Annotated in this window: 14 protein-coding genes and 1 pseudogene; 5 read left to right on the forward strand and 10 right to left on the reverse strand. The window is 68.5% G+C overall.

Annotation, left to right across the window (positions count from 1 at the left end):
• The first annotated feature begins 108 nt into the window (after positions 1–108).
• Positions 109–1,321: pseudogene (locus tag AW271_RS34790) on the forward strand (RNA-guided endonuclease InsQ/TnpB family protein).
• Here the strand turns inward: AW271_RS34790 and bioD are convergent.
• Genes bioD through AW271_RS34805 form a run of 3 tightly spaced genes read right to left on the reverse strand, consistent with a single transcriptional unit; the run spans position 1,289 to position 3,940 of the window.
• Positions 1,289–2,056, reverse strand: a complete 768-nt coding sequence (gene bioD / locus AW271_RS34795; protein ID WP_062342030.1) for a dethiobiotin synthase — start codon at positions 2,054–2,056, stop codon at positions 1,289–1,291. The pseudogene AW271_RS34790 and the gene bioD sit on opposite strands and share 33 nt — an antisense overlap.
• 10 nt (positions 2,057–2,066) lie before the next feature.
• The gene (locus AW271_RS34800) at positions 2,067–2,792 is read right to left on the reverse strand and encodes a GntR family transcriptional regulator (protein ID WP_030456446.1); all 726 of its coding nucleotides are present in this window, start codon (positions 2,790–2,792) and stop codon (positions 2,067–2,069) included.
• Positions 2,789–3,940, reverse strand: coding sequence for an 8-amino-7-oxononanoate synthase (locus tag AW271_RS34805; RefSeq protein WP_062342032.1), 1,152 nt, complete (start codon positions 3,938–3,940; stop codon positions 2,789–2,791). Before AW271_RS34805 ends, AW271_RS34800 begins: the two co-directional genes overlap by 4 nt.
• Before the next feature lie 67 nt (positions 3,941–4,007).
• Here AW271_RS34805 and AW271_RS34810 point away from each other — a divergent pair, with 67 nt between their 5' ends.
• Entirely contained in the window at positions 4,008–5,486 is a 1,479-nt protein-coding gene (locus AW271_RS34810; RefSeq protein ID WP_062342196.1) for a PAS domain-containing sensor histidine kinase, read from the forward strand.
• Positions 5,487–5,539: 53 nt separating this feature from the next.
• On the opposite strand, the gene AW271_RS34815 is transcribed toward AW271_RS34810, so the two are convergent.
• Complete coding sequence (locus AW271_RS34815; RefSeq protein WP_030456449.1) at positions 5,540–5,794, reverse strand: WhiB family transcriptional regulator; 255 nt, start codon at positions 5,792–5,794, stop codon at positions 5,540–5,542.
• A 275-nt stretch (positions 5,795–6,069) separates the two neighbouring features.
• Positions 6,070–7,023 carry a diacylglycerol/lipid kinase family protein gene (locus AW271_RS34820; protein WP_062342034.1) on the reverse strand — a complete coding sequence of 318 codons (954 nt, stop codon included), beginning with the start codon at positions 7,021–7,023 and terminating at the stop codon, positions 6,070–6,072.
• A 35-nt stretch (positions 7,024–7,058) separates the two neighbouring features.
• Here AW271_RS34820 and AW271_RS34825 point away from each other — a divergent pair, with 35 nt between their 5' ends.
• Entirely contained in the window at positions 7,059–7,439 is a 381-nt protein-coding gene (locus AW271_RS34825; RefSeq protein ID WP_169806448.1) for a hypothetical protein, read from the forward strand.
• Between the two features lie 52 nt (positions 7,440–7,491).
• Here AW271_RS34825 and AW271_RS34830 read toward each other — a convergent pair whose 3' ends face one another.
• The 3 genes from AW271_RS34830 to sodN form a co-directional block, all read right to left on the reverse strand.
• The gene (locus AW271_RS34830; RefSeq protein WP_030456452.1) at positions 7,492–8,271 is read right to left on the reverse strand and encodes an RNA polymerase sigma factor SigF; all 780 of its coding nucleotides are present in this window, start codon (positions 8,269–8,271) and stop codon (positions 7,492–7,494) included.
• A 17-nt stretch (positions 8,272–8,288) separates the two neighbouring features.
• Positions 8,289–8,708: an ATP-binding protein gene (locus AW271_RS34835; protein ID WP_030456453.1), complete on the reverse strand. Its 420-nt coding sequence runs from the start codon at positions 8,706–8,708 to the stop codon at positions 8,289–8,291.
• A 159-nt stretch (positions 8,709–8,867) separates the two neighbouring features.
• A complete protein-coding gene (gene sodN / locus AW271_RS34840; RefSeq protein WP_030456454.1) occupies positions 8,868–9,254 on the reverse strand; it encodes a superoxide dismutase, Ni in 387 nt (128 codons plus the stop codon).
• A 57-nt stretch (positions 9,255–9,311) separates the two neighbouring features.
• Here sodN and AW271_RS34845 point away from each other — a divergent pair, with 57 nt between their 5' ends.
• Entirely contained in the window at positions 9,312–9,626 is a 315-nt protein-coding gene (locus AW271_RS34845; protein ID WP_062342038.1) for a S24 family peptidase, read from the forward strand.
• Here AW271_RS34845 and AW271_RS34850 read toward each other — a convergent pair.
• Positions 9,581–10,126 carry a CGNR zinc finger domain-containing protein gene (locus AW271_RS34850; protein WP_062342040.1) on the reverse strand — a complete coding sequence of 182 codons (546 nt, stop codon included), beginning with the start codon at positions 10,124–10,126 and terminating at the stop codon, positions 9,581–9,583. The two genes, AW271_RS34845 and AW271_RS34850, sit on opposite strands and share 46 nt — an antisense overlap.
• 269 nt (positions 10,127–10,395) lie before the next feature.
• Between AW271_RS34850 and AW271_RS34855 the strand changes: the two genes are divergently transcribed.
• Positions 10,396–11,571 carry an NAD(P)-dependent malic enzyme gene (locus AW271_RS34855; RefSeq protein ID WP_062342042.1) on the forward strand — a complete coding sequence of 392 codons (1,176 nt, stop codon included), beginning with the start codon at positions 10,396–10,398 and terminating at the stop codon, positions 11,569–11,571.
• A 46-nt stretch (positions 11,572–11,617) separates the two neighbouring features.
• On the opposite strand, the gene AW271_RS34860 is transcribed toward AW271_RS34855, so the two are convergent.
• On the reverse strand, positions 11,618–12,757 hold the full coding sequence (locus AW271_RS34860) for a trypsin-like serine peptidase (RefSeq protein ID WP_062342044.1): 1,140 nt from the start codon (positions 12,755–12,757) through the stop codon (positions 11,618–11,620).
• Between the last annotated feature and the right edge of the window lie 132 nt (positions 12,758–12,889).

Below are 12,889 nucleotides of genomic sequence, written 5' to 3' on the forward strand. Positions count from 1 at the left end.
CCTGAGCGTGAATGGTCCCGCCTTCGGGCGGGAGAGGAAACGCATCTTGGCGTCACAGGATCGAACATGAGTTCGATGATGGACAGGTCCTGTACTAGATTGCAGGCCATGGGACAGCTCGTTAAGCGGGCCTACAAGTACCGCTTCTACCCGACCTCTGTACAGGCTGAGCAGTTGGCTCAGACGTTCGGATGTGTGCGTCTCGTCTATAACAAGGCGTTGGAAGAGCGGACCCGCGCGTACCAGATTGAAGGCCGAAGAGTTTCCTACGCAGAGTCTTCGGCCGCGCTGACGCGATGGAAACGCACCGAGGAGTTGAGTTTCCTCAACGAGGTGTCGTGTACGCCACTGCAGCAGGCGTTGCGGCATCTGCAGGCGGCGTTCGTGAACTTTTTCGCAGGCCGTGCCCGATATCCGGTCTTCAAGTCCCGTAAGAAGACGCGGGCGTCGGCGGAATACACACGCACGGCATTCCGCTGGCGTCGTGGCAGGCTCACCCTCGCCAAGATGAACATTCCGCTGGACATAGTGTGGTCGCGGCCACTGCCTGAGGGCGCAGAACCGTCCACTGTCACCGTTTCCTGGGATGCGGCAGGGCGCTGGTTCGTGTCCATCCTGGTGGAGGAGGAGATCGCCCCGCTGCCCTGCAGCCGCGCGATGGTCGGCGTGGATGTCGGGCTCACCCATTTGGCGGTGCTGTCGTCCGGTGAGAAGATCGCCAACCCCCGCCATGAGAGGGCCGACCGCAGAAAGCTCGCCAAAGCCCAGCGTGCCCTGGCTCGTACGACCAAGGGCAGCCGCAACCGGGTCAAGGCCAGGCTCGTAGTCGCGCGGATCCACGCGAGGATAGCCGATCGCAGACGGGATCATCTGCACAAGGTCACTACACGGCTTGTTCGCGAGAACCAAGTGATCGCCGTAGAAGACCTCGCGGTCCGCAACCTGGTCAAGAACCGATCGCTGGCCCGGGTGATTTCGGATGCGAGTTGGCGACAACTGCGCACAATGCTGGCTTACAAGGCGAGCTGGTACGGGCGGGAACTGCTGGTGGTCGATCGCTGGTTCCCCTCCAGTAAACAGTGCTCGGTGTGCGGGGTCGTCGGCGAATCGATGTCGCTTGGAGTCCGAGACTGGGTGTGTGGGTGCGGCGTCCACCACGACCGGGACGTCAACGCTGCTAGGAACATTCTCGCGGCCGGGCTGGCCGAGAGGTGAAACGCCTGCGGAGCTGGTGTAAGACCTCAAGGAGTTCCTCTCCGGCGGGCGTTCGGCGGTGAAACAGGAAGCCTCACGGGTGACCGTGAGACTCCCCTCCTTCTAGGGAGGGGAGGATGTCAAGGGAAATCCTAAGGGCCGATCGAAAAGCCGACGGGTCGAACGCGCCGCCCAAGGCCGTGCCTAGCGAAGCCCGTGCAACCTTGGTGAACGCGGACCGGGACAGGCTCGAGCAGTTCTCCGGCACGACACCCGCCAGCGGCCTGGCCGCCAGCATCTCGAGGTCGGCGACGTTGCAGCGTTCGGCCAGGCCCGGCTCGGCCGGCCACGACCCGATGACCACGCCGGCGAGGTCGAGGCCGTGGTTGGCCATCGCCTCCAGCGTCAGCGCCGTGTGGTTGAGGGTGCCCAGCCCGGCCCGCGCCACGACCAGCACCTGCGCCTTCAGCGTGTGGGCCAGGTCGGCCAGGGTGGCGCCCTCCTCGTCGAACCGGACCAGCAGGCCGCCGGCGCCCTCGACCACGACGAGCCGGTGCGACTCGGCGAGTTCGGCGACGCGGGTGGCCGTCTCGGCCAGGTCGAGCGCGGGCAGCCCGGCGACCCGGGCCGCGGCGGCCGGGCTCAGCGGGTCGGGGTAGCGGGCGAACTCGAAGGTGTTCGTCGCGCCCGAGAGCCGGATCACCTCGTCGAGGTCGCCCGGCTCGGTCTTCCCGACGCCGGTCTGGGCCGGCTTGACCACGGCGACGGGGCCGCCCCGCTCGATCGCCAGGGCCGTGACGGCGGCCGTGACCACGGTCTTCCCGACACCGGTGTCGGTGCCGGTCACCACAAGAACGCTCATCCGGCCAAGATTACGGAGTCGGACGCCGCAGCCGTGTGACGAACTTGTAGCGGTCGCCCCGGTAGAGGGACTGGGCCCACTCCACCGGATTGCCGTCGGCGTCGAAGGCGTGCCGGGTCAGCATCAGCATCGGCAGGCCGATGTCGACGCCGAGGACCTGTGAGTCGTAGGGGGTGGCCAGGACCGTCTCGATGATCTCCTCGGCGTCGGAGAGCCGGACGCTGTAGGCGTTGTGGAGGGTCTCGTACAGCGAGGGGTGGCCCTCCAGCTCGCGCCGCAGCCGTGGGAATCGCCGCGCCGAGAGGTGGGTGGTGTCGATCGACATCGGTTCGCCGTTGGCCAGGCGGAGGCGGTGGATGCGCAGCACCCGGCCGCCGGGGTTGATGGCCAGCCGCCGGCCGAGGGCCTCGTCGGCGGTGATGTAGGAGATGTCGAGGATCTTGGTGTCGGGTTCGAGGCCGACGGTACGCAGGTCCTGCACATAAGAGGTGAGCTGGAGCACCTGGGCGACCTTGGGCTGGGCGACGAAGGTGCCCTTGCCCTGGATGCGGATCAGGCGACCCTCGACGACGAGTTCGGTCAGCGCCTGGCGTACCGTCGTGCGTGAGGTCTCGAAGCGCACCGCGAGGGTGCGCTCGGGGGGCAGGGCACTCCCGGCGGGCAGGCTCTTGGTGAGCTCGAGCAGGCTACGTTTGACGTCGTAGTACTTCGGCACCCGGGGAGTGTCTTCGGTCACGCGGTCACCTTCGTTCCGGCCACGGCGGCGAGCGCGCGCCCGGTCACCGCGAGATCTTCGGACCCCAGATTGGCCCGAGCGGTCAACCTTAGACAAGACCGCCCGTCGGGGACCGAAGGGGGTCGGAAGCAGCCGACCTTCACACCGTGGTCCGCGCAGGTCGCTGCGGCGGCCAGGGCCCGGTGGGGGTCGCCCAGCACCACCGGCACCACGGCGGCGGCCGGCTCGGCGGTCTCGAGCCCGAGTTCGCGGGCGGTCGAGGCCAGTGCGAGGGCGATTTCCCGGGCTCGTTTCGGCAGGTCAGGCTCCTGTTCGAGGATGCGCAGCGCGGCGAGGGCCGCTCCGGCGCTCGCGGGGGCGAGGCCGGTGTCGAAGATGAACGACCGGCCGGTGTCGACGAGGGTGTCGATCACCTCCGGCGCGCCCAGCACGGCGCCGCCCTGGGAGCCGAGCGACTTCGACAACGTGACGGTTCTCACAATGTGAGCATTCCCCGCAAGTCCGGCATTGTGAACCGCCCCGCGGCCGTATTCCCCGACGACACCGAGCGCGTGGGCCTCGTCGACGACGAGGAGCGCTCCATTCCGTACGGCCACCTCGGAGAGCGCCCCCAGCGGCGCGAGGTCGCCGTCGACGGAGAAGACCGCGTCGGTGACCACCACCGCGTTCTCCTCCTCGCGGCCGGCCAGCGCCTTCTCGACGGCGCCGACGTCGCCGTGGGGGGTCACCACCACGCGGGCGCGGGCGAGGCGGCAGGCGTCGACGATCGAGGCGTGGTTGCCCGCGTCGGAGACGACCAGCCCACCTCGGCCGAGCGTCGCCACGGCGGCGAGGTTGGCGAGGTAGCCCGAGGAGAACACGAGCGACCTGGGGGAGTGGGCGAAGGCCGCGAGGGCCTCCTCCAGCTCGTGGTGGAGGCGGGTGCTCCCGGTGACCAGCCGGGACCCGGTCGCGCCGGTGCCCCACTCGCGGGTCGCCGCCACGGCCGCCTCGGTCAACCGGGGGTCGCGGCAGAGCCCCAGGTAGTCGTTGGAGGCCAGGTCGAGCAGCCCGTCGAAGTCGGGCGAGCGTGGACGCAGCACCCGGGTCAGCCCGGCGGCGGCGCGGCGCTCGGCGGCCTGGCGAAGTCGATCGATCGGCCCATGCATGGAGAGATGATGCCAGGTGCCGTGTCCCGATTGGCGTTCGGTCCCGCTCAGCACGCATGATGCATTGGTGCCGACTCTCAGCGACCTGGTGGCAAAGCACACCGATCTGTCCGCCGCCGACCTCGAATGGGTGCATTCGCTGGTCTCCGACTGGCAGTTGCTCGCCGACCTGTCCTTCGCCGACCTCATCCTGTGGATCCCCGCCGAAGAGGGCTGGATCGCGGTCGCCCAGATGCGGCCGACGACCGGGCCGACGGTCTACCACGACGACGTCGTCGGTTCCTTCATCGGGCGCAGCGAGCGGCCGCTGATCGAGACGGCCTGGCAGGAGCGGCGCATCTGCCGCGAGGGCGACCCCGACTGGTCGACCGGGGTGCCGGTCCGCGAGGAGACGATCCCGGTCCGCCGCGCCCTCGACGGGCCGCTCATCGGGGTCATCCAGCGCTCGACCAACCTCTCGTCGGCGCGTACGCCCTCGCGGCTGGAGCTGACCTATCTCCAGAGCGCCTCCGACCTGGCCCAGATGGTCGCCGAGGGCCGGTTCCCCTTCCACGGCGACGAGCCCATGCTGGTCCGGTCGCCGAGGGTGGGCGACGGGCTGCTGCGGCTCGACCGGGCCGGGCGGGTTACCTACGCCTCGCCCAACGCGCTGAGCGCCTACCGCCGTCTGGGGCTGCACGCCGACCTGGTCGGCTCGGAGCTCGGCAAGACGACGGCCGACCTCTGCTACCGCGACGAGCCGATCAACGAAGACCTGATGCTGGTCGCCAGCGGCAAGGTGCCCAGGGAGACCGAGGTGGAGCGCGGCGGCACGGTCGTCCAGCTCCGGGCGATCCCGCTGATCATCTCCGGGGGCCGCATCGGCGCGCTGGTGCTGGTGCGCGACGTGACCGAGCTGCGCCGCCGCGAGCGCGAGCTGCTGACCAAGGACGCCACGATCCGGGAGATCCACCACCGGGTGAAGAACAACCTGCAGACGGTGGCCGCGCTGCTGCGGCTCCAGTCGCGCCGCCTGCGGGTGCCCGAGGGGCGGGCCGCGCTCGACGAGGCGGTCAGAAGGGTCGGATCAATCGCGATCGTGCACGAGACCCTGGCGCAGATGCCCGAGGAACTGGTCGCCTTCGACGAGATCGCCGACCGGGTGATCCACATGACGGCCGAGGTGTCGGTGGCCCAGGTCGCGCTGCGGCGGGCGGGCACGTTCGGCATCCTGCCCGCGGCGGTGGCGACGCCGATCGCGATGGTGCTCACCGAGCTGCTGCAGAACGCCGTGGAGCACGGGCTCGACGGGCGGCCGGGCAACGTCGAGGTGCGGGTGGAGCGCCATCAGGACACGCTCGAGATGGTGATCGCCGACGAGGGCCAGGGGCTGCCGCCGGGATTCGACATCGAGACGAACAGCAATCTCGGCCTGCAGATCGTGCGGACCCTCGTGGTGGGAGAACTTTCCGGGCATCTGAACATGGCCCCGCGAGAAGGCGGCGGCACGGAAGTCGTCCTCAGCATTCCGGTGAACGTTCCCACCAATGACATTCACCGGATTTGACCCGTGCGCAATATTCGCGCAATGCGGGCCCGATCTAATTCGGTTGTATGTGGTCAGACGTTGGCACGGGCGCGGGCCCGGGCGGTGCGGCGCTTGAGAGCGCGACGCTCGTCCTCACTGAGGCCGCCCCAGACGCCGGCGTCCTGCGCCGACTCCAGAGCCCACTTCAGGCACAGTTCGCTGACCGTGCACTGACGGCAGACCTGCTTGGCCTCTTCAATCTGCATCAACGCGGGCCCGGTGTTGCCGATCGGGAAGAACAGCTCGGGGTCCACGTCACGGCAGGCAGCGCGGTGGCGCCAGTCCATGCGTTCCACTCCTTCGTAAGTGGAGCCTGGGCGGCTCCTGCACCTTTGTGAACAGATTCACTAACTGACGCGAACGGCCGCCCGAAAAGTTTGAGGGACGAGATTCGCGATGACGATCGCCGGGAACCTTGCCGTGAGCTGTGGCTCTCGAAAGGTCCTACGTTCCGACGTCGCGTTCAGCTTTTCAGCCACTCCTACAGCACACAAGAGGTTTGGGGGAAGGTTTTGCGGGTCCTAGCTGTCGGATGCGTCACACTATGACCGCTTGTAACTGTCTAGACCAGAACTTGTAACGCGTCCGGGATAGAGCGAAATGTGACCCTTTCCCGTTCTCCCAGGTAGTCGCCGTCAAGCTGCAGTGCGATGGGCCGGGCCGCCTCGATCGTGAAAACACTCTCGTCATGTGCTTGAACGAGGTGTTTACCCGTCGGCAATCCCTGAGGGTCGCCGACGATCTGCCGGAGCAGGTTCACCACGGCCGGTAGCCGCAGTTTCGTCATCCCCAGCAGATCGAGGCCGGTGTCGAATCCGGCCCACGGCGTCGGGTTGACCGGCCGGCTCCCGACGAACGTCCAGGGCGCGGTGTTCGACACGATCGCCAGGAAGATCCCTGGTACGTCGCGCTGCCCCGGCCGGGTCAGGGTCATCGCCGGATGCCGCCGGTCGGTCATGAGGTAGTGCCGCAGGGCCGTCTGCATGTACAACGTCGGCGAAGCCCGGTAACCGGCGCTGCGCAGTCCTTCGACGGCTCTGATGACCTCGGCGTCCCAGCCCAGGTCGGCACAGAATGTGAAGTAGCGAGACTCGACCCCTGCCCCGGTGCCGGAATCTCTAACATCCCATTCGGCCAGCCCGAGGCTGATCGTGCGGGAGCGGCCCTCACGCAGCGCCTCGAGGACCGCGCCGGTGGCCTCGATCGGGTTGTTCGGCAGCCCCAGCGCCCGCGCCAGCACGTTGGCGCTGCCGCCCGGAATGATGATCATCTTGGCCCGGTCGTCGGCCGCCATCAATCCGTTGGCGACCTCGTTGACCGTCCCGTCGCCGCCGAGGACGGCCACCGCGTCGAAGCCCTTCTCCTTGGCGTGGGCCGCCAGCACCGACGCGTGACCCCGATATCCGGTCTCGGCGACCTCCAGGTCGACCGCCGCCCCGAGCGCCCGCAGCAGGACGTCGAGCGTGCGCCGGTTGGTCGACGTCGCCTTGGGGTTGACCAGCAGAAGTGCCCGCATGCCTGAAGGTTATGCGACGGGTAGTCTCACCAACTGTGCAGAACCGTCCCTTCACCATCCTCGTCGCGGCGGTCGTCGTCGCGATCGAAGGACTGGCCGCCGTCGCGATCGGCGGCTGGGTGGCCTATGAGACCCTGCTCGGCGGGGCCGGAGACGTCATGAGCTCGCTCGTGCTGGCGGCGTTCGCGCTGGCCGTGGGCGCCGGCCTGGTCTGGGTCGCGTGGGGGATCCTCCAGCTGATGCGCTGGAGCCGGGGGCCCGCCGTGGTCACCCAGATCTTCGCCGGGCTCCTGGCCGTCACGCTGATCCAGGCGGGGCAGCTCGCCTGGGGGGTGCCGCTGATCGTGGCGGCCGTGGTGATTCTCGTCACTCTTCTCGCGCCGCCGTCGACCCACGCCCTCATGGGCGACGTCTAGCGGCCGGAAACGGCTTCGGCCGGCGTCGCGCGACGCCGGCCGAAGGTGATCGTCAGTCTTCCGCGGTCAGGCCCTCACGCAGCTGCGCGAGAGTCCGGGCCAGCAGGCGGGACACGTGCATCTGCGAGATGCCCAGCTCGGTGGCGATCTGCGACTGGGTCATGTTGCCGAAGAACCGCAGCAGCAGGATGCGCTTCTCCCGCGGGGGCAGGCGCTCCAGCAGCGGCTTCAGCGACTCGCGGTATTCGACGCCCTCCAGCGACTCGTCGACGATGCCGAGCGAGTCGGAGACCGCCGGCGCGTCGTCGTCGCCCGAGTCGGGCGCGTCGAGCGAGACCGTCGAGTAGGCGTTGGCCGACTCGAGGCCCTCCAGCACCTCTTCCTCGGTCATCTGGAGATGGGCGGCCAGCTCGGCCACCGTGGGCGCCCGGCCCTCGCGCTGCGAGAGCTCGCTGATCGCCTTGGTCAGCGACAACTTCAGCTCCTGCAGGCGGCGCGGCACGCGGACCGCCCAGCCCTTGTCGCGGAAGTGGCGCTTGATCTCACCGACGATGGTCGGGGTGGCGTAGGTCGAGAACTCGACGCCCCGGGCCAGGTCGAACCGGTCGATCGACTTGATCAGGCCGATCGTGGCCACCTGGGTCAGGTCGTCGAGCCACTCGCCGCGGTTGCGGAACCGGCGGGCGAGGTATTCCACCAGCGGAAGGTGCAGCTCCACGAGCTCGTCGCGGATGCGCTGGCGGCGCGGGTCGTCGGCCGGCAGCTCAGCGAGCTCCCCGAAGAGGGTGCGGGCGCGCACCCGATCCGGGACTCCGGAGTCGCTGGTGGCCATGGCACGGGTCCTTTCCGTCACGCCGGCCTCGCCGCGCCTCGCCGCTTGCGCAGCACGATCGCCATGTGATCGGGGGAGGACACGGCATCGACGTCGTCGGCGAGCGCGGTGAGCACCATCCAGGCGAAGTCATCGCGTTTGGGCTCGGCGATCCCGACGGTGGTGACCTCGACCCGGATCGACATCTCCTGCCCGGTCAGCTCGAACTCCGCGATCAGGTCGGTGCCGGGGACGGCATGGCGCAACAACATCGCGCACGCCTCGTCGACGGCGATCCGCAGATCTTCCATCTCGTCGATGGTGAAGTCGAGCCGTGCCGCCAGACCTGCTGTCGCGGTCCGCAACACGGACAGATAGGCGCTGGCCGCCGGAAGCCGTACGCTCACGGCGTCGCGGATCCCGGCCAGATCCCCTGTGACATCAGTTGCGTCGGTCACGATCCTCCTTGCCCTGCCGGCCACATCTCGCGGGGCCGCATGTTTGCAACCTACCGCCACTCGACCGCGATTGCTCGGCTTGGACGCGCCGATGCCGGAAATGCGCGGACCCCGCACGGAAAGCTCCAAGAGATCGCGCGGGGTCCGGGGCGGAAGGCCTTAGGCGGCCTTCGTCTCCCAGAAGATCTTCGCGATCTCGTCGATCTTGCCCAGGAGGTCGTCGGCCTTGGCGACGTCGACGGTGCCCTTGGCGCCGGCGGCGCCGGCCAGCTTGGTGGCGTCCCAGAAGAGCTGGTGGAGCTGCGGGTGCGCCTCCAGGTGCGGGGGCTTGAAGTAGTCGGTCCAGAGCACCCACAGGTGGTGCTTGACCAGCTCGGCCCGCTCCTCCTTGATCGTGAGGGCCCGCGAACGGAACACCGGGTCGTCGTTGTCGGCGTACTTCTGCATGATCGCCTTGACCGATTCGGCCTCGATACGCGCCTGGGCGGGGTCGTAGACGCCGCACGGCAGGTCACAATGGGCCGATGCCACGTGCTTGGCAAGCATCGGGTTTCCTTTCGTCAGAGTGGCTGCGGTTCCGACATTACTGCTCCGAGGTGGATCATGTTCACCAGCGTCCGGGTCTCCGGGGATTCCATGCTTCCGGCCCTGCGGCCGGGCGACTGTCTGCTGGTGCGCCGCGCCGCGAAGATCCGGCCGGGAGACGTCGTGATCGCTCGCATACCCGGAAACCTCATCGTCAAAAGGGTGTTCCGGTGGACCGATGAGGGCTGGTGGCTCGAGAGCGACAACCAGCGGGCGCCCGGCCGGAAGGACTCGTGGGACTTCGGCGCGATTCCCCAGGACCGGATCGTCGGGAAGGTGGTCGGCCGTTACTGGCCGTCACTCGCCTTCGGGCCGCGTTTCCTGGCCCGGTAGGCGGCCACGTTGGCCCGGCTGGCGCAGCGTTCGGAGCAGTAGCGCCGCGACTTGTTCGACGAGGTGTCGAGGTAGGCGTTGCGGCAGGGCGTGGCGTGGCAGATGCCCAGCCGGTCGACCCCGAGGCCGGTGACCACGCTCGCCAGGCCCATCACCGACCCGACCGCGACGGTGTCGCCGACCCGGCCGCCCTCGGTCAGGTGCATGTGCCAGGGCTGGCCGTCGTGCCCGGCGATCTGGGGGTGGACGGGATGGCGCACCAGCAGTCCGTTCAGGCGCTGCACCACGTCGTCCTCGTCGCCCTCGGCGGCCGACTCGAACACCTCGGTCAGTTCGTCGCGCAGCTCGATGACGTGGTCGAGGTCGCGCCGGGTCGCCCGCCCGGCGGCCTCGGTCCGGCCGGTCTCGGCCAGCAGGCCGCGCAGCCCGTCGAGGGTCTTCAGATCGTCCCGGCGGTTGACGAGGAGGACGGCCAGTTCGGCATAGGAGGTCAAGTCCACGGGGAACCCTGTAATAGGTGACTCAGGACATTGAGTATTACACAGGGACGGAAAGTTCCAAAGAGATTGTCAGGGCATCAAAGGCGAATCGACTGCGGCGTATCTGACCGCGAGGGGCCGTCTCAGCATGTGGCACACTAGGGCAACGGGTGACCCCCGTGCCCGAGACGGCCGTCAACGACGACGGTTCCGGTGTCTATCCATGCCGCGGGCCCTCGTCTCGTAACGGTCTGTGTTGTGTCCGTCACCAGACATCAGGGGTCAGCGTAATGACTGCTTCCCTCGAAGCCCTCGACCTCGATCCGGCCTTCGCGCTGCACCGCGGCGGAAAGCTAGAGGTCAGAGCCACCATCCCGGTCCGAAACGCCGACGATCTGTCGCTCGCCTACACGCCCGGCGTGGCCCGCGTCTGCTCGGCCATCGCCGATTCGCCCGAGCTCGCCAACGAATACACCTGGGTCTCCAACGTGGTGGCCGTGGTCACCGACGGCACCGCCGTGCTGGGGCTCGGCGACATCGGCCCCGCGGGCGCGATGCCCGTCATGGAGGGCAAGTCGCTGCTGTTCAAGGAGTTCGGCGGGGTCGACTCGGTGCCGATCTGCCTCGACTGCACCGGCGTCGACGAGATCGTCGAGACCGTCGTGCGCCTCGCGCCCTCCTTCGGCGGCATCAACCTGGAGGACATCAGCGCCCCCCGCTGCTTCGAGATCGAAGACCGGCTGCGCGAGCTGCTGTCGATCCCGGTCTTCCACGACGACCAGCACGGCACCGCGATCGTCGCCACCGCCGCGCTCACCAACGCCGCCCGGGTGACCGGCCGCCGCCTCGGCGAGCTCCGGGTCGTGGTCGCCGGGGCCGGGGCGTCCGGGGTCGCGGTCACCCGCATGCTGCTCAACGCGGGGATCGGCGACATCGCGGTGTCCGACAGCAAGGGCCTGATCTTCGAGGGCCGGGCCGGCATGAACCCGTACAAGACCGCGCTCGCCCGCGACACCAACAAGGCCGGGCTGACCGGCTCGACCGAGTCGGCGCTCGCCGGCGCCGACGTGTTCATCGGGTTGTCCGGCTCGACGGTGTCCGAGCAGGCCATCGCCTCGATGTCGCAGGACGCCATCGTGTTCGCCCTGTCGAACCCGACGCCCGAGGTGCACCCCCAGGTCGCCGCCAGGCACGCCGCCGTGGTGGCGACCGGGCGGTCCGACTTCCCCAACCAGATCAACAACGTGCTGGCCTTCCCCGGGGTGTTCCGGGGGGCGCTCGACGTGCGGGCCACCACGATCACCGAGAACATGAAGATCGCCGCCGCCGAGGCGCTCGCCGGGGTCGTGGGCGACGACGTGCGGGCCGACAACATCATCCCGTCGCCGTTCGACGACCGGGTCGCCCCGGCCGTCACCCGGGCGGTGGCCGACCAGGCCCGCAAGGACGGCGTGGCGCGCCGCTGAGACGCCGAAGGACCCGGCCTCCCTCCGAGGCCGGGCCCTTCCGGTGCTACTTCTTGACGATGCTGCCCGACCAGTTGCCGGCCGCGGCCTTGTAGACGTCGTACGTCTCGCCGTCGAAGTAGGGCGAGGTGATCTTGTCGATGCGGTCGTTGCCGTTGCTGTCGGCGAAGGCGCTCGTCACGCCGTTGACGTAGCCCAGGCGGCGGGCGTTGCTGTACTTCAGCAGCCACGGACCGCCGTCGGCGCCCGGCGTCATCGAGCAGGTGATCGCGATCTGCTCCTCGATCTTGAGCCCGGCGTCGGTGACCTCACGGTTCGGCTTGCCGTAGCACCACTTCGGGGTGACCCCGGTGAACGCCTTGTTGCCGTCGGGGTGGCGCGCGGCCGGGTAGCCGAAGGCGTAGACCGCGCCGGCGCCGACCTTCTGGTTGTAGGCCAGGCCCTGGCCGCCGACGTTGTCGCCGAGACGGCCGGCGTCCTTGATGGTGAGGACCCACCACTTGCCCTTGTCGCGCCACTTGACGCCGCCGTGGCCCTTGTACTGCTTCTCGGACACGGCCCGGTTGGCCTCGAACTTGACGCCGTTGTAGACCGTGACGAACGCGTAGTCCCGGTCGTAGTCCTCGTAGACGTCGAAGTCGTAGTGCGTGAAGCCCTGCTTGGCGACGTACACGCCCCAAGGAGCCTTGCCCTGGTAGTAGCCGGGGACGAAGATCCACTGGTCGAGCATGTGGTCGTTGTCGTCGGTGTCGAAGACGCAGTGGCCGGCGGTGGCGACCAGGTTCTTGTACTTGGCCTGGATCGAGCTCGCCGAGCACCAGTAGGTCTTGCCGTTCTTGCGGAAGAAGACCTTGCCCAGCGTCTTGGGGATGTTGATGTTCTTCGACTTGCCCGCCTGGCCGCCGGGCCCGGTCGGGGAGACGGTGCCGGCCTTGCCGTCGGCCGAGGGGCCGCCCTTGGAGGACAGCTTGGCCACCTTGGCGACCGTCTCGGCGTCGGGGCCCCACTGGGTGGCGGCCTTGAGCGCCTTGTTGTTGCTGCGGAACCAGAAGCCCGCGATGTTGTCGGCGTCTGCCACGGAGACCGTGGGTCCGTCGGCGGGCGAGGCGTTCGCCGGTAACGCCACCAGAACGGCGGATCCGGCTATGCCGGCGGTCACGAGACCCAGGCGTGCGCGCGTGTCCACGTGAACCCTCCTTTTCCTCCCGTTGCGGATTGATCTCGCAGATGACTAACCGAGAGGCCGAAAACAAACGGGAGGAAAAGGAATGTGACCTAAGTCACACAGTGTCTATTGGGCAGATTCCGGGCGCGGGAT

Source organism: Herbidospora sakaeratensis (genome assembly GCF_001570525.1).
GTDB lineage: Bacteria > Actinomycetota > Actinomycetes > Streptosporangiales > Streptosporangiaceae > Herbidospora > Herbidospora sakaeratensis.